This window comes from Faecalibacterium sp. Marseille-Q0746 (assembly GCF_017377595.1).
GTDB lineage: Bacteria > Bacillota > Clostridia > Oscillospirales > Ruminococcaceae > Faecalibacterium > Faecalibacterium duncaniae.
Window position 1 is genome coordinate 19,641 of record NZ_JAFREI010000021.1, and the last position, 20,751, is coordinate 40,391.

The 20,751-nt window shown below is 50.5% G+C and carries 24 protein-coding genes and 1 pseudogene; 24 read left to right on the plus strand and 1 reads right to left on the minus strand.

Annotated elements, in window-relative coordinates:
• Positions 1 to 59: 59 nt before the first annotated feature.
• The 17 genes and pseudogenes from J3351_RS11555 to J3351_RS11635 all read left to right on the plus strand — a co-directional run.
• Positions 60 to 140: pseudogene (locus J3351_RS11555) on the plus strand (Maff2 family mobile element protein); the annotation flags it as partial.
• 11 nt (positions 141 to 151) lie between these two features.
• Positions 152 to 1,018 (plus strand): VirB6/TrbL-like conjugal transfer protein, CD1112 family, encoded by an 867-nt coding sequence (locus J3351_RS11560; RefSeq protein WP_117612914.1) that lies wholly within the window; start codon positions 152 to 154, stop codon positions 1,016 to 1,018.
• A gap of 15 nt (positions 1,019 to 1,033) precedes the next feature.
• Positions 1,034 to 1,765, plus strand: coding sequence for a septation protein SpoVG family protein (locus tag J3351_RS11565; protein ID WP_003020333.1), 732 nt, complete (start codon positions 1,034 to 1,036; stop codon positions 1,763 to 1,765).
• Positions 1,755 to 2,534, plus strand: a complete 780-nt coding sequence (locus J3351_RS11570; RefSeq protein WP_120041463.1) for a site-specific DNA-methyltransferase — start codon at positions 1,755 to 1,757, stop codon at positions 2,532 to 2,534. Before J3351_RS11565 ends, J3351_RS11570 begins: the two co-directional genes overlap by 11 nt.
• Positions 2,535 to 2,536: 2 nt before the next feature.
• Positions 2,537 to 3,094, plus strand: coding sequence for an MT-A70 family methyltransferase (locus J3351_RS11575; RefSeq protein WP_374222250.1), 558 nt, complete (start codon positions 2,537 to 2,539; stop codon positions 3,092 to 3,094).
• Positions 3,095 to 3,109: 15 nt separating this feature from the next.
• A complete protein-coding gene (locus J3351_RS11580) occupies positions 3,110 to 3,499 on the plus strand; it encodes a PrgI family protein (protein ID WP_097786401.1) in 390 nt (129 codons plus the stop codon).
• Entirely contained in the window at positions 3,456 to 5,816 is a 2,361-nt protein-coding gene (locus J3351_RS11585; protein ID WP_207697788.1) for a VirB4-like conjugal transfer ATPase, CD1110 family, read from the plus strand. The genes J3351_RS11580 and J3351_RS11585 overlap by 44 nt, the downstream gene beginning before the upstream one ends.
• On the plus strand, positions 5,797 to 7,515 hold the full coding sequence (locus J3351_RS11590; RefSeq protein WP_207697789.1) for a C40 family peptidase: 1,719 nt from the start codon (positions 5,797 to 5,799) through the stop codon (positions 7,513 to 7,515). The genes J3351_RS11585 and J3351_RS11590 overlap by 20 nt, the downstream gene beginning before the upstream one ends.
• Before the next feature lie 14 nt (positions 7,516 to 7,529).
• Positions 7,530 to 7,781, plus strand: a complete 252-nt coding sequence (locus J3351_RS11595; protein WP_015563850.1) for a DUF4315 family protein — start codon at positions 7,530 to 7,532, stop codon at positions 7,779 to 7,781.
• 2 nt (positions 7,782 to 7,783) lie between these two features.
• Positions 7,784 to 8,533, plus strand: a complete 750-nt coding sequence (locus tag J3351_RS11600; RefSeq protein WP_207697790.1) for a DUF4366 domain-containing protein — start codon at positions 7,784 to 7,786, stop codon at positions 8,531 to 8,533.
• Positions 8,530 to 8,706, plus strand: a complete 177-nt coding sequence (locus J3351_RS11605; protein WP_207697791.1) for a hypothetical protein — start codon at positions 8,530 to 8,532, stop codon at positions 8,704 to 8,706. Before J3351_RS11600 ends, J3351_RS11605 begins: the two co-directional genes overlap by 4 nt.
• Positions 8,707 to 8,710: 4 nt before the next feature.
• A complete protein-coding gene (locus J3351_RS11610; RefSeq protein ID WP_055228207.1) occupies positions 8,711 to 9,064 on the plus strand; it encodes a cysteine-rich VLP domain-containing protein in 354 nt (117 codons plus the stop codon).
• A 179-nt stretch (positions 9,065 to 9,243) separates the two neighbouring features.
• Positions 9,244 to 10,203, plus strand: a complete 960-nt coding sequence (locus J3351_RS11615; RefSeq protein WP_207697792.1) for a hypothetical protein — start codon at positions 9,244 to 9,246, stop codon at positions 10,201 to 10,203.
• Positions 10,204 to 10,216: 13 nt separating this feature from the next.
• A complete protein-coding gene (locus J3351_RS11620; protein WP_003020359.1) occupies positions 10,217 to 10,801 on the plus strand; it encodes a hypothetical protein in 585 nt (194 codons plus the stop codon).
• A gap of 12 nt (positions 10,802 to 10,813) precedes the next feature.
• Entirely contained in the window at positions 10,814 to 10,978 is a 165-nt protein-coding gene (locus J3351_RS11625) for a hypothetical protein (RefSeq protein ID WP_014080207.1), read from the plus strand.
• The gene (gene mobC, locus J3351_RS11630; RefSeq protein ID WP_003020363.1) at positions 10,975 to 11,322 is read left to right on the plus strand and encodes a plasmid mobilization relaxosome protein MobC; all 348 of its coding nucleotides are present in this window, start codon (positions 10,975 to 10,977) and stop codon (positions 11,320 to 11,322) included. Before J3351_RS11625 ends, mobC begins: the two co-directional genes overlap by 4 nt.
• 158 nt (positions 11,323 to 11,480) lie before the next feature.
• Positions 11,481 to 12,827, plus strand: coding sequence for a relaxase/mobilization nuclease domain-containing protein (locus J3351_RS11635; RefSeq protein ID WP_207697793.1), 1,347 nt, complete (start codon positions 11,481 to 11,483; stop codon positions 12,825 to 12,827).
• Between the two features lie 202 nt (positions 12,828 to 13,029).
• On the opposite strand, the gene J3351_RS11640 is transcribed toward J3351_RS11635, so the two are convergent.
• Entirely contained in the window at positions 13,030 to 13,389 is a 360-nt protein-coding gene (locus J3351_RS11640; protein ID WP_014080204.1) for a helix-turn-helix domain-containing protein, read from the minus strand.
• 150 nt (positions 13,390 to 13,539) lie between these two features.
• Here J3351_RS11640 and J3351_RS11645 point away from each other — a divergent pair, with 150 nt between their 5' ends.
• The 7 genes from J3351_RS11645 (at position 13,540) to J3351_RS11675 (ending at position 20,608) form a co-directional block, all read left to right on the plus strand.
• Positions 13,540 to 13,728, plus strand: coding sequence for a helix-turn-helix domain-containing protein (locus J3351_RS11645; RefSeq protein ID WP_015560012.1), 189 nt, complete (start codon positions 13,540 to 13,542; stop codon positions 13,726 to 13,728).
• Positions 13,721 to 14,419, plus strand: a complete 699-nt coding sequence (locus J3351_RS11650; protein ID WP_012741667.1) for a response regulator transcription factor — start codon at positions 13,721 to 13,723, stop codon at positions 14,417 to 14,419. Before J3351_RS11645 ends, J3351_RS11650 begins: the two co-directional genes overlap by 8 nt.
• A complete protein-coding gene (locus J3351_RS11655) occupies positions 14,416 to 15,645 on the plus strand; it encodes a sensor histidine kinase KdpD (RefSeq protein WP_155175846.1) in 1,230 nt (409 codons plus the stop codon). Before J3351_RS11650 ends, J3351_RS11655 begins: the two co-directional genes overlap by 4 nt.
• A gap of 64 nt (positions 15,646 to 15,709) precedes the next feature.
• Positions 15,710 to 16,405, plus strand: coding sequence for an ABC transporter ATP-binding protein (locus tag J3351_RS11660; protein WP_041254460.1), 696 nt, complete (start codon positions 15,710 to 15,712; stop codon positions 16,403 to 16,405).
• Entirely contained in the window at positions 16,389 to 18,749 is a 2,361-nt protein-coding gene (locus J3351_RS11665) for an ABC transporter permease (RefSeq protein WP_207697794.1), read from the plus strand. Before J3351_RS11660 ends, J3351_RS11665 begins: the two co-directional genes overlap by 17 nt.
• Before the next feature lie 122 nt (positions 18,750 to 18,871).
• The gene (locus J3351_RS11670; protein ID WP_155175850.1) at positions 18,872 to 19,738 is read left to right on the plus strand and encodes a metallophosphoesterase; all 867 of its coding nucleotides are present in this window, start codon (positions 18,872 to 18,874) and stop codon (positions 19,736 to 19,738) included.
• Between the two features lie 459 nt (positions 19,739 to 20,197).
• Positions 20,198 to 20,608 carry a sigma-70 family RNA polymerase sigma factor gene (locus J3351_RS11675; RefSeq protein WP_015560007.1) on the plus strand — a complete coding sequence of 137 codons (411 nt, stop codon included), beginning with the start codon at positions 20,198 to 20,200 and terminating at the stop codon, positions 20,606 to 20,608.
• Positions 20,609 to 20,751: the final 143 nt, after the last annotated feature.

Here is a 20,751-nt window from a genome sequence, read left to right on the forward strand (position 1 = left end):
CATAGATATTTCTTGACACGCCGCCGCCCGCCATCGAGCCGGTTTCCTACACCTATTTGGGTATGAAACAGCTCATGGCGGGTGGCGGCATCATCGTCATTGGCACTACACTGATCCCTCTGCTGTCTGGCCTGTTTTAAGGTAGGCGCTTATGGATTTTCTCACCGACTGGCTCACAAACTGGCTCAAAGAGCTTCTGATTGGCGGGATCATGGGAAACCTCGAAGGTCTTTTTGATACCGTCAATACCCAAGTCGGAGAGATTGCGGCACAGGTAGGGACTACCCCGGCGGCGTGGCACGCCGGGGTTTTCTCCCTGATCCGACAGCTTTCCGAAACGGTGATCCTGCCGATTGCCGGAATGGTGCTGACCTTTGTTGCCACTTATGAGCTCATACAGATGCTTTTGGAAAAGAACAATATGCACGAGGTTGACGTTGCGAACCTCTATAAATGGATGTTCAAAACGGCCTGTGCAATCCTGATCCTGTCAAATACATTCAATATCGTCATGGCTGTGTTCGATGTGTCGCAGAGCGTTATCGCGCAGGCAGGCGGGCTCATTCAAGGCTCTACCGATGTTTCGGCGGATATGCTTGCCGAACTGGAGACCTCGCTGGAGGCGATGGACTTGGGGCCGCTTTTGGGGCTGTGGCTACAGTCTGCGCTCATTGGATTTACGATGAAGGCGATGGGGATTATCATTTTCGTTTTGGTGTATGGCAGGATGCTGGAAATCTATCTGCTGACCAGTCTGGCCCCCATCCCCGTTGCTACGCTTTCCAACCGGGAGCTTGGCAGCACCGGGCAAAACTACATCAAGTCCCTGTTTGCCGTTGGCTTTCAAGGGCTGCTGATCCTTGTATGTGTTGCAATTTACGCAGTGCTCATTCAAGGCATCGCAACAGGCGGCGATCCCATTGGGGCGATTTGGGGAACTGTGGGCTACACGGTTCTGCTTTGCTTCATGCTCTTTAAGACCGGGAGCATTGCCCAGCGTATCTTTGGCGCTCATTAACAGGAGGTGGTGTTTATGCCGAGAAGATACGGGGCAGACGGAACGCGCTTATGGAACGGAAAAACGCCGGAGGAGTTTACTGAGGCAGACGCTTACCGCTTTATGGCGGAAACAGAGGCCGTCCTGCAAAGAAAAGAGCTGATGGACGACCCCGCCCAGCCTGCTCCGGCAAGCGGAAAGGAGGAATTTTATCTGAGTAAGAAAGACGATGTATTGCTGACCCCGGAGCAGATTGCTGCGGAGGAACGGCGCTGGCTGTTTGATGCTCCCATCGCGGAGCTTGCAGAAGTCAAGGGCGTTAGCATTGATGAGGCAGTAAAAATGCGGACAGATGCTGTCTTGCAGGAGGCGGTTGTTCCGATCACGGTATCTGTCCGCCCGATTGAGCCGCAGGGAAAACTGATCGGCTTCGCCAGCGTCAACTTTGGCGGTGTGGTCATCGACGATTTTAAGGTTGTGGACGGAAAAAACGGGATTTTCCTCGGCGCTCCCTCTAAACCTGATCCTGCCAGCCGGACGGGATACCGGGCTACGGTTCGGATTCCTGACCGAGCCACACAGGAACGGATCAATGCGGCTGGTGTGGAGGCGTATCATGCGGCGGTGGAACAGCTTGTTGCACGGGCCCAGGCGGTACGGCCTGCCCCGATCAAGGAGCAGATGGCCGAGGCCGCGAAACAAGCTGGAAAAGAAAATGCCGCCCGGCCTGCACCTGCCAAAGCAAAGGAGGCCCGCAATGACCGATAGCCGCACTTTGGGACAACGTGTCCCGAAGGAGGGCTTGTTTCTCATGGACGGCATCGAGGGCTTGCGTTCTTTGCCAAAACATAGCGTGGATATGCTGCTGACTGATCCGCCCTACGGCACAACCCGGAATTATTGGGATGTGCCCCTGCCGCTCCCGGAGCTGTGGGAGGCGGTGAAATGGGCAGTCAAGCCGAATGGCGCAGTGCTGTTTTTCGCACAGTGCCCCTTTGACAAGGTGCTGGGCGCATCCAACCTCGCCATGCTCCGCTATGAGTGGATTTGGTACAAGGAGCGCGGAACGGGCTTTCTCAATGCAAACCGGGCTCCACTGAAAAAGTCCGAGAATATCTTAGTGTTTTACCAGAAGTCCCCGGTCTACAATCCGCAGTTTACTTATGGCAAGCCTTATGCCCGCGTTCATTCCCGAAGCGGTACAAGCTCCAACTATGGGAAATTTGAACGGCAGGGATCGGAGTCCAACGATGGCCGCCGCTATCCCGGAAATGTACTTTTTGTGCCTACGGTGTCCGGCGGCATCCACCCCACGCAGAAGCCCGTGGAGCTCTGCGAGTATCTGATCCGCACCTATACCCACCCCGGAGAACTGGTCGCGGACATTTGCGTTGGCTCCGGCACAACCGCGATTGCAGCCATCAACACAGAACGCCGCTTTGTATGCTTTGAAACGGCCCCGTCCTTTTATGCCGCCGCCAGTGAGCGCATCCGTGCGGCGCAGGCAGTAAAAAGCTCCGGCGAGAAAGGAGTGTAATTATCCAGCAGTATTCTATCATTTACGCCGATCCCCCTTGGCGCTACTCGGCTAAGAAAGTACAGGGCGCGGCGGAAAATCATTATCCCACTATGAGCATTGAGAATTTATGTGCGTTGCCTGTGGCTGATCTTGCAGCCCCGGACAGCGCACTCTTTTTATGGGCTACTTTCCCGCAGCTCCCGGAGGCACTCCGGCTGATCGAGGCTTGGGGCTTCACCTACAAAAGCGTTGCTTTCGTCTGGCTGAAAAAGAACAAGAAGGCGGATAGCTGGTTTTACGGCCTTGGCTTCTGGACAAGGGGCAATGCAGAAATCTGCCTGCTGGCGACCAAGGGACATCCAAAGCGGCAGGCTGCCAACATTCATCAATTCATCATTTCCCCGATTGAAGCCCATAGCAAAAAGCCGGACGAGGCCCGCGCCAAAATCATTTCCCTGATGGGCGATCTGCCCCGCGTGGAGCTCTTTGCCAGGCAGACCCCGCCCGGCTGGGCTGTATGGGGAAATGAAGTAACACCAACCATCCCGGACTTTGGGACACATTGTCCCGAAGTATAGAAAGGAGTGTGATCTATGCCCTATGTAAACGTACCAAACGATTTATCCAAAATCAAAACAAAGATGGCTTTCAACCTCACCAAACGCCAGCTTGTCTGCTTCGGCAGCGCGGGCGCAGTGGGGATTCCGGCCTATCTGCTAACCCGTGGCACCCTCGGCAATACCGGGGCGATGTTTCTCATGCTGGGAATTATGCTCCCGGCGTTCCTGCTGGCCATGTATGAAAAGGACGGCTTACCCTTTGAAAAGGTGGTGCGGAATATCATCCGGGCCAAGTTTCTAAGGCCGGGGATCAGGGCCTACCGAACCGAAAACATTTATGCGCCCTTTGCCGGGCCGGGCGCTGGAAAGGAGGATGTGATTGAAAAACACAAAGAAAAAAAACGGAGCCGCCGCCAAGGGTAAAGGCCGGGCGGCCCTGTCTGCCCAACAGACAATCCCGTATCTGTCCATGCACCCGGACGGTGTGTGCAAGCTCCCGGGTGGGCTCTATACAAAAACTGTGGAATATGAGGACATCAATTACTCCGTGGCATCCACCGAGGATCAGACTGCCATATTCAGCGGATGGAGTTCATTTCTCAACTACTTTGACAGTTCGCTGCCGTTCCAGCTTTCCTTTATCAACCGTCGTTCCCATTCCCGCAGCCGCTATCAAGTCAATATCCCGAAAGCGGATGACAACTATAACAGCGTCCGGGATGAGTTTACCGGGATGCTGAAAAATCAGATTGCCAAAAGCAATAACGGCATTGAACGCTCAAAATACATCACCTTTGGCATACCCGCCGAGGGGATTGCGGAGGCACGGCCCCGTCTGGAGCGTGTGGAGGCCGATGTCATGGGAAACTTTAAGCGACTGGGCGTTCCCTCGGAGCCGATGGACGGACGGGCCCGCCTTGCGCTGCTTCATAGCCAGATGCACCCGGGGAGCCGTAAGGCGTTCCGCTTTTCGTGGAAAGACATCCCGCAGACCGGGCTCGGCACAAAAGACTTTATTGCCCCGGACAGTCTCGACTTCCGCCAGTCCCGCACATTCCGCATCGGCCAGTATTGGGGCGCGGTGTCCTACTTACAGATTATGGCATCGGAGCTTTCGGATAAGTTGTTGGCGGAAATCTTGGAGCTGGATGCGGAAATGACCGTGACCATGCACATTCAGACCGTGGATCAGCTCAAGGCAATTAAGACCATCAAGGGGAAAATCTCGGACATCGGAAAAATGAAAGTGGAGGAACAGAGAAAGGCTGTGCGCTCCGGCTATGACCCGGATATTCTTCCCCCTGACCTGATTACATTCAGCAAGGACGCAGCGGAGCTTCTGGCTGATTTGCAATCCCGCAATGAGCGAATGTTTCTGCTGACCTTTACGGTGGTAAACCTTGCTCCTAACCGCCAGCGGCTGGAAAACGATGTGTTTACCGTGGGCGGTATCGCGCAGAAATACAACTGCGCTCTGCGCCGTCTGGACTGGCAACAGGAACAGGGCTTTGTTTCCTCGTTGGCCCTTGGTTACAACGAGGTAGAAATCCAGCGCGGTATGACCACCAGCTCCACAGCCATCTTTATTCCTTTTATGACAAGGGAGCTCCGCATGGCTGGGCAGGCCCTCTACTATGGCATGAACGCACTTTCTCACAATGTCATCATGGCTGACCGCAAAAAGCTGAAATCGGCAAACGGGATGTATTTGGGCTCTACGGGCTCCGGCAAGAGCTTTGCCGCAAAGCGCGAGCTCTTGAATGTGTTTCTCACCATCCCGCAGGATCGGATCATTGTGGTTGACCCGATGGGCGAATATGCGCCGCTGGTGCGAAGGCTGGGCGGCCAGGTGATCGAGATTGCCCCGGACAGTCCGCACCACCTCAATCCGATGGATGTAGAGCTCAATATGGCTGCCGGAGAAAGCCCACTTTCCATGAAGGCGGATTTTCTTTTGTCCCTGTGCGAGCTGGTGGTCGGCGGCAAGGAAGGCTTGCAGCCCATTGAAAAGACGGTCATTGACCGCTGTGTGCGTTTGGTGTACCGGGAGCAGGCGCTCGGATTGGAAACCGCAAAAACACCGCTGTTGCAGGATTTGTACGAAGAGCTTTTACGCCAGCCGGAGCCCGAGGCCCGGCGCGTGGCAACTGCCTTAGAGCTTTATTGCACAGGCTCCCTCAATCTCTTTAACCATCCTACCAACGTCAAGACGGACAGCCGTGTGGTGTGCATCGTTCTGAAAAACATGGGCGAAAATCTTAGAAAGATTGCAATGCACATCACAAATGAGTTTGTTTCGCAGGCGGTGGATCAAAACTTCCACGAGGGTGCGGCGACTTGGTGCTACTTTGACGAGTTTCATATCCTGCTCCGCGATCCGCTGACAGCCAGCTACTTTGTGGCAGTCTGGAAAATGCTGCGTAAAAAAGGATGTGTGCCCTCTGCTTTGACGCAGAACGTCAAAGACCTTTTGGCCAGCCGGGAAATCGAGAACATTCTGGACAACACGGATTTTATGATTCTGCTTTCGCAGGCGCAGAGTGACCGTACCATTCTGGCAAAACAGCTCGGCATTTCCGAGCATCAGCTTTCCTATATCACACACAGCAATTCCGGCGAGGGCCTGTTGTTCTATGGAAATGTGACCATCCCATTTGTGGATCGGTTCCCTCGCGGAGAAATCTATGACCTGCTGACTACCCGCCCGGAGGATATGAAGAATGAAACGAAAAACGAATAAGACCAAGGAGGAGGCTTGGTCGCAGACCGCCCACGCCCCTGACGGGGAGCAGCCCGGGCCTGAGGTTTCCGGCACTTCGGGACAAAGTGTCCCGAAGTCCAAGTTCCGCAAAAAGAGCCAGCAGGAACAAGCTGCTGCGGCAAAGCTCCGCATGGAGTCCCAAGGCGAAAAGCTGGAACAGGCCCGGGAGAAGCTGGCAAAGCAAAAGCCGCCGAAAAAGCCCGGCCCGGTAAAACGCATAGGCCGTGTTGCCAGCGGTTCCGTTCACAGCTTCGTGCATGGCAAGATTTTTGAAGTGGAACAGGAAAATGTCGGCACGGAAGGCGCACACCGTTCTGAGCTTGTGGGAGAAACCGCGCTGCGGCACGGCTCTCGCTTTGTGCGCCGTAAAGTCCGGGAACATCCGGCAAAAGTGGTACGCAAGGCCGAGGCCCGCTATACCAAGTACACGGCGGACTACCATTTTCACACCGCCGCACAGGAGCACCCGGAGCTGACGAAAAATGCCCTTACCCGCTACTGGCAGAAGCAACGGCTCCGCAGGCAATACCGCAAGCAGGCAAAGGAGGCTGCAAAGCAGGGCGCGGCTGCGGCTGGGAAAACTGCCACAGCCACAGAACGCCTGACTGCCCGGGCAGTGGAATTTGTCAAAAGTCATCCTGCAGGTGCCGTGATTGCGGTGCTCTGTGTGTTACTCCTGTTTGCTATGCAGTCCTGTTCCTCTACCATGCTTATGCTGGGGAACGCCGGGGCCGGTGCATTAGGAGCCAGCACCTATCCTTGCGAGGATCGTGATATGCTGGCCGCCGAAGCCGCCTATTGTGCGCTGGAAGATGATTTACAGCATTATCTGGACACCTATGAAAGCACCCATGACTATGACGAATACCACTTCGATCTGGACGAAATCGAACATGATCCCTATGTGCTGCTTTCTCTTTTGTGTGCGCTCCATGAGGGACAATGGACAATAGGCGAGGTACAGGGAACGCTGCAAATGCTCTTTGACCGCCAGTACATTTTGACCGAGGATGTGGTGGTGGAAACCCGGTATCGCACGGAAACCGACACATGGACGGACGAGGACGGCAACTCCCATACGGACACCTATCAGGTGCCTTACGATTATTACATCTGTACGGTCACGTTGGAAAATTTTGATTTGTCCCATGTACCTGTGTACGTTATGGGCGGGGATCAGCTTTCCCGGTATGCCATCTATATGGCAACGCTGGGAAACCGCCCCGATCTGTTCCCGGATTCTCCCTATGTGAACAAGTACATTACCGGGAAACCCGGTGATTACGAAGTGCCCGGAGAATATCTGGACGATGAAACCTTTGCCGCGATGCTTGCCGAAGCGCAGAAATACATCGGCTATCCCTATGTGTGGGGCGGCAGTTCTCCCGCCACTTCCTTTGATTGCTCGGGGTACGTTTCGTGGGTCATCAATCACTCCGGCTGGAATGTGGGCAGGCTGGGAGCCCAGGGGCTCTATAACATCTGTACGCCGACCAGTTCTCCCAAACCCGGTGATCTGGTGTTCTTCAAAGGCACCTATGACACGCCGGGCGTGAGCCATTGCGGGATTTATGTCGGTGATGGAAAAATGCTGCATTGCGGAGATCCCATCGGCTACGCAAATTTGAATACAAGCTACTGGCAATCTCACTTTTACGCCTACGGGCGTTTACCGTGACAGGAGGTTTTGAAATGGCAACTACCAAAAGCATGAAAATTCAGGCCGAGATTGATAAGGTCAAGGCCAAAATCAGTGAACAGCAGGCCCGGCTCAAGGAGCTGGAGCAGAAAAAGCTGGAGGCGGAAAACAGCGAGATCGTGGACATTGTGCGTGGTATGAGCATTTCCCTTACGGAGCTCCCGCTACTGTTTGAAAAGCTGAAGGATGGAGGTACTTTGGGACAAAGTGTCCCGAAGTCCGAAGAAGAAAAGGAGGAAAACTGAATATGAAACACTTTCGTATGTTGGCGGCGGGGCTTTGCTCCGCCGTTCTTTTATGCGGCTTTGCGATTCCGGCCTACGCCTATTCGGACAGTGGGAATGAGGAACCGCCTGTTGTGGAAGAAACTCCGGCCCCGGAGCCTGCACCTACCATTACCCCGGGCGAGGGCTTTTCGGAGGATGGAAACCTTGTGACCCGCGATCTGCTCTATGATGCTGCAACCAACAAACAGTTCATCACGGTGGAAACCAGCGGCGGCAACACCTTTTACATTGTCATTGATTATGACAAGCCTGTGGACGAGGACGGCGAACAGTATCACACCTACTTTTTGAACATGGTGGATGAAGCCGATCTGCTGGTGGCACTGGAGACCGCTGGCGGAGAACTTCCGGCCTGCTCCTGCACAGAAAAATGTGCGCCCGGAGCTATCCATACGGATTGCGAGGTCTGCGCGGTCAACATGACCGAGTGTGCTGGCACAGCTCCCGAACCCGCTCCGGTGACGGAACCTGCGGAGGAGCCGGAACCCGAGCCCCAGCAGAAAAGTAATGCCGGGACGCTTCTGCTGATCTTGGCAGTGGCTGTTCTGGGCGGCGGTGCAGGCTGGTACTTCAAAATCTACCGCCCGAAGCATGAAAAAGCTGCTGTACCCGAAGATGATTACAGTGAGGAACTGGCTGATTATGACGATCCCGAGGACGATGGGCCGCCTTGGGACGAGGACGATACAGAAAGCGAGGATAATGAATGAGATTTACCAACAACCCCTATGAGGAATTTATGAAAGAAAAAAGCTACTTTAATGGTGTGCCGCCAAGCCTGCCGCCGAAGGGCTCCCGTTGTGACGGCTGCCCTTACTGGCGCGGGATCGGTTGCGTGTTCTGCTACCGGGAGCAGCTCAAACCACCGGGCAACGGGAGGTGATGCTGTGGGCCGAGAACTGACCCGGACAGAAAAAGCGGCAATCCGCAGGCTGGTGTCAAAATGGTGTGCCAACTATGACCGGGACTGCGGCTGCCTGCCGCTGGATTGCGAGTGCTATATGTTTGGGAAATGCTGGACGGGGGCTTATTGCCGCTACTTCCGCGAGGCAGTTCTGCCCCTTGATCCGGCGCTGGAGGCTGCGTTGCTGACAGAGGGGCCAAGGCCGGATTTCAAGGCTTGCCCGGTATGCGGCAGAGCCGTGGCTCCTGATGGACGGCAAACCTATTGTTCGGCGGCCTGTGCAAAGGCGGCACACCGCAGACAGCAGCGGGAATATATGCGGAAAAAACGGGGCTGATGTGTTGACAATTAGGACATCCAAAACCCGCCTGTGACAAGGCTTTTTAAGGCCCTTTTCTGCGGGAGGTGTATGTTTCTATGTCCGGCCCTGTTTCCGTGAGATGCTGTCAACATTTTAGCTGCCGGGGCTTTGGGACAATTTGTCCCAAAGTTCCGGCTTTTGTGGAAGGAGGTACTATGCCGAAATATTATCCGATCAATGAAGAAGCCGCAAAGCGGGCAAAGGATATGAACAGCTTTTCCGACTATCAGCCGGGCTCCGCTACGACGAGCTACCGGGCAATGGTCGATGAAGCGTATGCAGCGGCGGAACGCCAGAAAGCCCGTGTCGATCCCATGTACCACGATAAGATTGACGCTCTGGTGGATCGCTATGCCCGGAAACTTGCGGAAAATCTGAATGAACGCAATGTGATTGATGCCCGGGTGCCCTCTATTCTGATCTCCGGGGGCGGCAATTTCCCTGTGACAAAAAAGCACAAGCAGAACGCCGCCCGGGATCGCAACTATGGAGAGTATGCGGAGATTTCAAAGCTGCTTGATAAAATCCGCTCTGTTGGAATGGGTGGGATCAGCGCGGATGACGATCTGGCCGTGGAAAAGCTGACAAAAAAGCTGGAGGGGCTGGAGTCCCTGCAGGCCACCATGAAGGCGGTCAATGCGTATTTTCGGAAACACAAAACGCTGGACGGCTGCCCGGAGCTTACGCCGGAGCAGGCCGAAAAGCTCAAAGCAGATATGGCGCAGTCATGGCACTTGGACAAAAGCAAGCCATACCCCGCCTATCTGCTTTCCAACAACAACGCCAACATCCGCCGTGTGCGCCAGCGCATTGAGGAACTGAGCAGCCGCTCCGAGTTTGCAGGCTGGACATTCCCCGGAGGCGAGGCAAAGATCAACGAGGCTGAAAATCGTTTGCAGCTTATTTTTGAGGAAAAGCCCGATGCCAATCAGCGGCAGGAACTGAAAAGCAACGGCTTTAAGTGGGCTCCCAGCCAAGGGGCATGGCAGCGGCAGCTTAACCAGAACGCCATCCGTGCTGCGGCCCGGATAGACTTTCTGCGGCCCGAGGATGGTACAAGCCCCTATCAGCTCCAGCCGTTTGTGAAAAGAGAAAACAAAGAAATGTCTCGATGATGGGAGGTGTACTATGGACAAAAATCAAGGCTACGCCATTTTGAAGGCGGTCATGCTGGAAAATGGGCGGGGATTTGCATTGGGCGAACATCCCACCGCGCCATCCCGCTATGTCACATGGGCCTGCTATGATGACAAGGACGGCCAGCGGCAGTATGAATGGGGTCACTATGGAAATGACCGCACCGCGATGGAACAGGATTTCACAGACCGGGTGCAGGACTATCAGCGTATTTATAACGTCGGGATCAGGCAGACCGAGGCTCCCGGCCTTTACAAGTATTATTCGACCCAGCGGCCTGTAGACATCGGGACATTCCCGAAGCCGCCTTATAACAAGCCGGATGAAATCTTCAATTACGATCAGCGCATCCCGGTGGAAAATGGCTCGTTCTTGGCTTGGGGCTATCTTACCTATACCCGCCCGCTAACGGAAAAACAGGCATCCGACTATGAGCTGCGTCCTGCGCCTGATAATCCCGACAGGCCCCGTCCGATTGCCGAGCAGATGAAAAATGCGGCAAAGTTGGCGGAGGCAGATCGCGGCTCGGAGGCTCCGGCTCCCCAACGGAGGCAGCCTGACCGTGGCGATAGATAAGAAGGTGCGTATATGGAAAAGAAACGTGAACAGGAATTGTCTGTACTGGAGGTGCTGCGCCTGCACCGTGAATTTCATTTGCCGCACCCTGTTCCGGCAGACGAACAGGAAAAGCCGCTGGATAAGGTAAAGGAGCCGCCCCGCGCCTGCCGCAGCCGGGAGCGTGAGGAGCGATGACAAAAAAGCGCCGCCGTCCGATCCATCTTCATGTGATGGTGTCGGAGGCGGAGCAGGCTTTGATTCAAGAACGTATGGCGGAGGCTGGCATCCGTAATATGGGAGCCTATATGCGGAAAATGGCCCTGAGTGGGTATGTGCTTCATGTTGACCTTTCGCCTGTTCGTGAGCTGGTTTCGCTCCAGCGGCGCTGCTCCAACAATCTGAACCAAGTGGCAATTCAGGCCAACACCTACGGCGCGATTTATCCCGAAGAACTCGCGGCCTTGCAGCGGGACTATGCCGCTTTGTGGGGGCCGCTGTCTGATCTCTTGAAACAGCTCTCCGCGCTGGTAGAGCTCTGACCCATCCGGGGAGTGGTTGATACCGCTCCCCGGCTTTTTCTACTTCGGGACAAAGTGTCCCAAAGTAAAAATACTGTTTGCCGGAAGGAGGGATTTTTACGGCGACCACCTACATCCGCCCTTATAAAACAGCGGCGGGAAAAAGTGCAATTCAAACGATGGAGGATCGTTTCACCTATGGCCTGAACCCGGAAAAGCTGGGAGCCGTATCTTCCTATCTCTGCGATCCGAACACGGCTCCCGCCGAGTTTCTTCTGGTAAAAAGTCAATACCTTGCAGAGACAGGCCGGGCCGTATCTCGCGGGGCACTGTTCTTTCAGATCCGGCAGGCGTTTCTGCCCGGGGAGGTTACGGCGGAAGAAGCAAATCGTATCGGTTATGAAACGGCGATGCGCTGGACAAAGGGAAAGTATCAGTTCTTCGTCTGTACGCATACCGACAAGGCCCATATTCACAATCACATTTATTTCAATGCAACGGCCTTTGACCGCTCCCGGAAATTTCATAATTTTATTGGTTCGTCCTTTGCCCTGCGGCGGCTCTCTGACCGCGTGTGCATCGAACATGAATTGTCTGTCATTCAAAATCCGCGCCAGCACAGCAAGGGCCGCTTTCTTCACTATGGCCAGTGGATCGGGGAAAAGCCGCCCTCTGCCAAGCAGCGGGTGCGGCTGGCCGTTCTCGCCGCTTTGGAGAAAAAGCCCACGGACTTTGCCGACTTTCTTCGTCTCATGGAGGAGTCCGGCTTTGCCGTAAAACAGGGGCGCGGCGGTGTCATCTCATTCCTTGCGCCCGGACAGGAAAAACCGACCCGGCTCCGGGCTTCTACACTGGGAGCCGGATTTGACCCGGAGGACATCAAGGCGGTAATTGCTGGGGAAAGTCCGCTCCCTGAACTACCAGAGGAGCCCACGGTTCCGCCACGGCGAGTTAATCTTATCATCGACATTCAAGAGCGTATGGCCCAGGGCAAAGGCCCGGCCTATGAACGATGGGCCAAGGTCTACAACCTAAAACAGATGGCTGCCGCGCTCCAGTATTTGCAGGAGTATCATCTGACAGACTATGCGGCGCTGACGGCCCGCACCGAGGCTGCTGTGGATCACTTTCACAAGCTGTCTGACGAGCTCCGCACAACGGAGGAGGCCCTTTCCAAAACCTCGGAGCTGATGGCTGCCACGGTGGACTATGCCAAGACCCGCCCGGTGTTCGATGGGTACAAGGCTGCGCGGTACAGCAAAAAGTATCTGGCCCAGCATGAAGTGGAGCTTGCCACTTACCGGGCGGCAAAGGATACCATGAACACCATACTGAACGGCGCAAAGCTCCCTAAGATTGAAGCACTAAAAAAATCCCGCCGTGAGCTGGCGGGACAAAAGAAAGAGCTTTATGCAGAATACCGGGATGCCCAGCGGCAAATGCGGGAGGCCGTGGCAATAAAAGCGAACATTGATCATCTGCTCGGCATAACGGACGAGCGTGAGAATAAGGCACAGGAACGATAGTGACGGGCCGCAGACTACGGTGCAGCGCACCGGGACTTTGGGACAATTTGTCCCGAAGTACAGCGGGTTTGGGGAGCTCCCCAACAAGCATTTTTGCGGGCCCTGCGCCCTGCAAAAATTTCGGAGTGTGGCCACACCCGAATTGCTTGCCAAAACGCGCAACCCGCAACATGGCGCAAAAAAACGGAGGTTACGCTTTCTTTTACGTTTCCTCCGTTTCTTTCGATGCTTTCATCGCTTGGATTGTAGCTTCAACGATTTTCAATTCTCTTTCGTCCAAGGCGTTCAACATGGCATCAATCCGCTTTCTGCACTCGCTCCCGCTATTTTGGGACGGGTAAAAGTATTGATCCACCGATATATCAAACATTGTGACCATCTGATAAAAGGTGTTGAGGCTTGGATGCTGACCGTCATTTTCGTTATACATAATGGTACGCGGAGCGCGGTCAACAATATAGGCCAGTTGCTCCTGTGTCATGCCGCTGGCTTCTCTTGCCCGCTTGATGGCGAGCCCTATATCGTGAAAATCAAAGCGTCTTTCATCTCGTTCTATCTTCATAACATCACCTGATATGATTTTACATTTCATGTGATATTATTTGAACGATTATGTATTTCATGCTACTGACTATTTAATTTCACATTCTTTTCTTCCAAAACTTGTATTGTTCGAGTCGAAGAACTATAATATACTCTATGGAGGTGCAGAATGGATTATATGACACTAAAAGAGGCCGCCGAAAAATGGGGCGTGACACCTCGTAGAGTAAATTACTATTGTGCTGCCGGGCGTATTCCCGGCGCTGTGAAGATGGCTGGTGTTTGGCTGATCCCAAAGAACGCAGAAAAGCCGATTGACGGAAGGACAAAACAAGGAAAGGAATTAAAACATGAATAGAATATTGCTATTGGAGGATGATGTCAGTCTAATAGATGGCTTGGTCTACTCTTTGAAAAAGAATGAATTTGATGTTGAAGTTGCCCGTACAGTATGTGAAGCAAAACAATACTTATCCGAACTCGACCGATACGATTTATTGATTTTGGATGTTACTCTGCCAGATGGAACAGGATTTGACGTATGCGAAAGAGTAAGAAAAGAAAATCAGCAGATACCGATTATATTCCTGACTGCATCGGATGAAGAAGTCAGCATAATTCGTGGATTAGATAGCGGTGGGGACGATTATATCACCAAGCCTTTCAAACTGGGGGAATTGTGTTCCCGCATCCGGGCGCTGTTGCGTCGGGCCGGAGTTTCCAAAAGCGAAAAAAACACTTCTATGGAATGTGGCGACATTACCATTGATCTGTTGGGTAGCCGTGCAACCTTAAAGGGAAAAGCATTGGATTTGACAAGCGCCGAATATCGTTTGCTTTGTCTGCTGGTAAGAAACGCAAATCGCGTTGTGACAAGGGACATCATTCTAAATGAGCTGTGGGATGATACAGGAAATTTTGTTGATGATAATACCCTGTCCGTCTATGTACGGCGGCTTCGTGAAAAAGTGGAAACCAATCCGTCCCATCCAGAACACCTTATAACCATTCGTGGGTTCGGCTACCAATGGAAAGAGGTGTCTATATGAGTTTGTACCAAGATAGACAGATTAAAGGGTTCCTGCTATTTTTGACTTTGTTTGCTCTGCTGTTTGTAGGTACAGCAACCGTTTTGACTATTTATCAGGTGAACGATGCGGAAGTCCTATGGCTCAAACATGATGAAGCGGTTTCATCCTCACTTTTGGAACAGGGTGTTCCGAAAGAAGTGGTTGCAGTTGCCTTTACGAACACAGACATCAGTGACGATGGTAGGTCATTATTAGCGGCTGCGGGTTTGGGAAAACAGTCAGAAAGCAGTATGCGGCCTTATTTCAATCAATTTCAGCGTTCCGCTTTCTGCACCATGCTATGCACTGTGCTATTTTTTCTCTTTGTGCTTGCCATAGGAATATTTATTTTTTTCTGGAAAAGGAAGCGATTGTATCAACAGGCCGACAAAATATTGCTAAATTACATCAACGGGGATTACTCTTGTCATTTACCGCAGAATTATGAGGGGGCTATCTACCAAGTGTTTTCTTCGATAGAACAGCTTGCAACTATGCTCCAATCCAAAAATGAAACAGAACGTAAAGCAAAAGAGTTTTTGAAAGACACCATATCCGATATATCTCACCAGCTCAAAACGCCTCTGGCAGCCCTCACTATGTATCAGGAGATCATTGAAAGTGAGCCAGAAAATGCAGAAACGGTCAAACAGTTTGCGGCGAAGATGGGTATTTCTCTAAAGCGTATGGAGCAGTTAATCTTATCCATGTTGAAGATAACCCGACTGGATACGGGAAACATCATTTTTGAGAAAAAAAGTTGCCGTGTGTCCGAGCTGATAGCTCATTCAGTCAATGACCTAACCACAAGGGCTAAAAGCGAAAGCAAGCAGATTCAGATAGATGGCGATGGTGAACAGCAGCTTATTTGTGACATGGAATGGACAGGTGAAGCGATTGGAAACATTGTAAAAAATGCACTGGATCACACGCAAGCTGGCGGTATTGTCCGTATTACATGGGAGCGCACTCCTGCTATGTTTCGGATTTTTATTTCTGATAATGGTAACGGCATAGTCCCGGAAGATATTTACCATATCTTTAAACGCTTTTATCGCAGCAAACATTCCCTTGATACACAAGGAATCGGGCTGGGGCTTCCCCTTGCCAAGTCCATTATTGAGGGTCAAAACGGTGTTATCTCCGTACAAAGTGAAGTCGGAAAAGGTACGCTGTTTACACTATCTTTCCTTACGGATCTGTAAGGTCAAATTCACCTGCTTGTAAGCTGTTTTTGCTATCCTTTTGAGAAAGGAGGTACTGATGACTATGGAAATATTGAAAGTACAAGATTTATGTAAAACTTATGGCAAGGGTGAGGCGAAAGTCGAAGCGTTGAAGAAGGTTTCCTTCTCCCTGGATAAAGGCGAATTTGCTGCCGTTGTGGGTGAATCCGGTTCTGGCAAAAGCACATTACTGAACTGTATTGGAGCTTTGGATACCCCTACTTCCGGCCACATTTGGATTGATGAACAAGACCTGTTTTCCATGAAAGAGGAACAGCGCACGATTTTCCGCCGTCGTAATATCGGCTTTATCTTCCAATCCTTTCAGTTGGTTTCCGAGCTGAATGTGGAGCAGAATATCATGTTTCCGCTTCTTTTGGACTATCGCAAACCAGACCCGGCAGCAGTAGAAGAAATTTTGGAACTCTTGGGACTTACCGAGCGTCGACATCACCTGCCGAGCCAACTATCCGGCGGACAGCAGCAGCGTGTTGCCATTGGCCGGGCGTTAATCACAAAGCCCAAACTGATTCTGGCAGATGAACCTACTGGCAATTTGGACAGCAAGAATAGTCAGGATGTTATCGCCCTGCTTACGCAGGCGTCCCGTCGCTATCAGCAAACAATCCTGATGATTACCCACAATAAGGATTTGACTGCATCCGTTGATCGGGTGTTCCGGGTATCAGATGGCGTTTTGACGGATTTGGGAGGAAAAACAAATGAAGCATTATCTTGACCTTGTTCCCATATCCGCAAAAATCCACAAGAAGCAAAGCAGAATGTCTATTTTCTGCATTGTGCTGGCGGTATTTCTGGTTACAACTATTTTTGGAATGGCAGATATGTTCATCCGCAGCCAGATTTTGCAGGCACAGCAGGAGTCTGGGAATTGGCATATTGCCATTAAGAATATCAGCAATGAAGAAGCAGCAATTATTGCTTCACGCCCTGATATTGAAGTATTTTCACCGTATGGCGTACTCAATTATCGTGGAGATTTAGGCTACACTTTGGGTGGAAAAGATGTAGCGATATGCGGTTGTGATGAAAGCTATATAACTGAAATCTGGACTGACCAAATTGAAGAAGGTGTTTTTCCACAGACAAGTAATGAAGCGTTGGTGACTGAAAATGCAAAGCAGATAATGGGTGTTGCGATTGGTGATCCCATTGCCGTAGAAACTCCTGATGGCGATAAACTGAATTTTACCATATCAGGATTTATGAATAATACCGCCTCGATCATGAGTGGCGACTCCTACGGCATCATTTTGAACACAGAGGATTACTGCGCGATTTATCCGAATGTATCAGACGGGGAGCCGAATGATTACGGCATTATGTTTTTTACTCAATTTGCAAACACAAGAAATATACAAGGGAAAATTGCAGATTTGAAAGAACAATGCAATTTATCGAATGAACAAATATCTTCCAACAACAATCTGCTTGGATTGCTTGGACAAAGCCGCGTTCCCTTTTTGTTACAGGTTTACTTGGCTGCGGCTGTATTGTTTGTACTGGTAATGTTAGCTGGTATTATGATGATTGCAAGCAGCCTGAACAGCAATGTAGCCCAGCGTACCGAATTTTTCGGCCTTATGCGCTGTATCGGTGCAACCCCAAAACAGGTTATGCGCTTAGTACGGAAAGAGGCGCTTAGTTGGTGCCGTTTGGCAATCCCTGTGGGTATTTCCATCGGTATAGTTGTCATTTGGGTCTTATGTGCGATTTTGCGTTTCCTAAGTCCGGAATTTTTCAAAGCGATGCCTACATTCGGATTTAGCGTACCAAGTATTCTTGCAGGAATCGTTGTGGGCTTGGTAACGGTTTTGTTCGCTGCCTATTCTCCGGCAAAGAAAGCAGCAAAAGTATCTCCGTTGGCAGCGGTTTCCGGTAATGCAAACGACTTGGAGCCTGCAAGAAATGCTGCTAATACACAACTGCTTAAGATTGATACAGCACTTGGAATTTATCATGCAAAAGCAAATCGGAAAAATCTGTTTTTGATGACAAGCTCATTTGCTCTCAGTATTATCCTTTTCCTTTCATTCTCTGTAACAGTTGAGTTCATGCAGCATACCTTAACACCGCTCCAACCTTGGACAGCAGATTTATCTATCATAAGCCCTGATAACGCCTGTGCTATTGACAAAGCATTACTTGATGATCTAAAGGAAAATCCTGTTGTGGATTTAGCGTATGGAAGAAAATTTGCATACGAGGTTCCGTCTGTCACAAACGGTATTGAAAAAAAGATGGATTTAATCTCTTATGAGCAGTATCAATTTGATTGGGCAAAGGACTATTTATTAGAGGGTTCTCTGGAATCTGTGCAAACTGATTTAGGGACGGGCTTAATTGTTTATAATTCGCAGAACACAATACAAATAGGCGATACTGTATCGTTGAATACAAACGGACAAAGTAAAGAAATCCAAATCGTGGGAATGTTGTCCGACTGTCCGTTTTACAGTGCCTCCGGTGTTGGAACAATTATTTGTTCAGAGGATACATTTGAACAAATTACTGGCGAGTCGAAATATACGGTTATTGATGTGCAGTTAGTGAAAGGCACAACAGACGAAGATGTTTATGTGATCCGCCAAATGGTAGATTCCTCATTTACTTTCGCTGATGAACGCATGGGTAACAGCAGTACCATGGGAACTTACTATTGTTTTTGGCTGTTCATCTATGGATTCCTCGTCCTAATTGCAATGATTACAATTTTTAACATAATCAATAGTATTTCCATGAGTGTGTCTGCACGGTTGAAACAGTATGGCGCTTTCCGTGCCATCGGCGTTAGCATGGGGCAGCTAAGTAAAATGATTGTTGCAGAAGCCTTCACCTATACCATAATTGGCGGTGTAGTTGGTACGGTGTTGGGACTGTTTTGTAACAAGCTATTGTTTGGAATGTTGATAAGTTATAGATGGGGGGATGCTTGGACTCCTCCATTACCAGAGGTAGCTGTTATTCTGTTGATTGTCGTAAGCTCTGTAATTCTGGCTGTGCATGGGCCAATCAAGAGAATACGCAATATGTCCATTGTTGATACAATCAGCGCACAGTAATTCTACTTTTGAAGCGGGTGGCTTTAGAAGCCGCCCACTTTTGTCTTACAAATTCGTAAGTTGAAATTCACCTGTTTGTAAGCTGATTTTTTTATAATTAAGTTGATGAAAGAGAGGAAAAAATGAAAAAAATCCTTTCCACCAGAGTATTGGTGAAGATTTGTGTATTAACAACTATACTGCTGGTTTTGATAATCTATACTATATGGGGCAATTCAGCATTGATGGTAAGTATGGTTAATATCTCCAGCGATCGCATACCATCTGCCTTTTCTAATTTTCGGATTGCACAAGTGTCCGACTTGCATAATGCTGAATTTGGAGAAAGCAATACAGAATTGATAGAATTGCTGTCTGAACACGAACCGGATATTATTGTGATAACTGGAGATTTAATCGATGCTGGACATACAGACATTGAGATTGCGTTTGATTTTATAAAACAAGCTGTTCAAATAGCCCCTGTCTACTTTGTAACTGGAAACCACGAAGCTAACTTCTCACATTATGATCAATTCAAAACAGGGCTTGAAGCGTCTGGCGTAACTGTCCTTGAAGATGAAGCAATACAGTTAGTGCATAACAACGAAATGATTACCCTTATCGGGCTTTCTGATTCTGACTTTACGATTAAGGGCGATATGTTTAATGAAGCGCCAGCCATGGTCAACACAAAATTGAATAGCCTTATTGATGACGAAAACAGTTACACTATACTGCTATCACATCGGCCAGAGTTATTTGAAACCTATGTATGCTGTGGTGTTGATTTGGTTTTATGTGGTCATGCACACGGAGGGCAGTTTCGATTACCTTTTATTGGGGGGCTCGTTGCCCCCAATCAAGGGCTGTTTCCTAAATATGATTCCGGCCTTTATACAGACGGAAAGACAAATATGGTTGTTAGCCGCGGCCTTGGAAATAGTATTATTCCATTCCGATTTAATAATCGTCCAGAGGTTGTATTAGTAGAACTTAACACCGAATAACGATACTTCAACCGAATATTGAAATGATCTGCCGCACGACGGCAAAAGAAAAAAAGCCGTCGTAGAGCAGACAATTTGACACGCCCATTTGAAACGGCGGCTTTGATTTTCAGAGCCGCCGTTTCTTTGCGTCTACACAAACCAATGACGACTTGCAGGGACACGGTAGCCGATTGGAGGTTATTTTCCGTGTCCTTTTCTCTTTTTCGCAGTATCCATGATCTGCACCAGTTAAAAAAAGCATAGCCCCTCCATCGAAGCAGTCTGGCTTTGAATGTGAAATTAAACAGTACATAACCGATAATATATTTTCGTGCGCTTGTGTGGCCTTGTGTCGCGCAGGCGTATTTTGCTTTCCAGACTTCGAGACAAAGTGTCCCGAGGTGCGGTGCCGTTCTCCGCCATTACTCCATTTCGTTTCCGACCAACCCCGAACAAACTGAAATGGAGGATTTTACGATGACTACTATCAATCTGAAAGATCTTTATTATTGGTACACGCAGGATCAGCTTATCGAAGTTTCTGACGAGGTTGCCGAGGTATTCAAGGCCGATGCCCGTTATGAAATGGCCTACCAGCGGCGGCTCTCCCGGCACAAGGCGCAGTATTCTCTGGACTGCGATGACGGGATTGAGTATTCCGCTTGCCTGCATGAGCCGACCCCGCAGGAGCTCCTTGAACGGATGGAAACCTTTCTTCGTCTGTGGAACGCTCTCAATTCTCTGCCGGAGATCCAAGGCCGTAGAATTGACGCACATATCATTCTTGGCAAGTCGATTAAGGAAATTGCCGAGGCCGAGGGCGTACATGAGGAGTCTATTCGCCAGTCGATCAAGCGTGGCCTTGAACGCATGAAAAAAACTTTTTGATTTTTTCTTCTTAACCCACTTGGAATTGATGAAAAAATGTCTCGGTTTATGAGAGGAGGTTTTCTTCCTAACGCAAGGGAATAACGGCAACCCTGAGTAAGTTCGGGGAGCCAGACGGTGGGTGCGCGGTGACATTTCCAAAA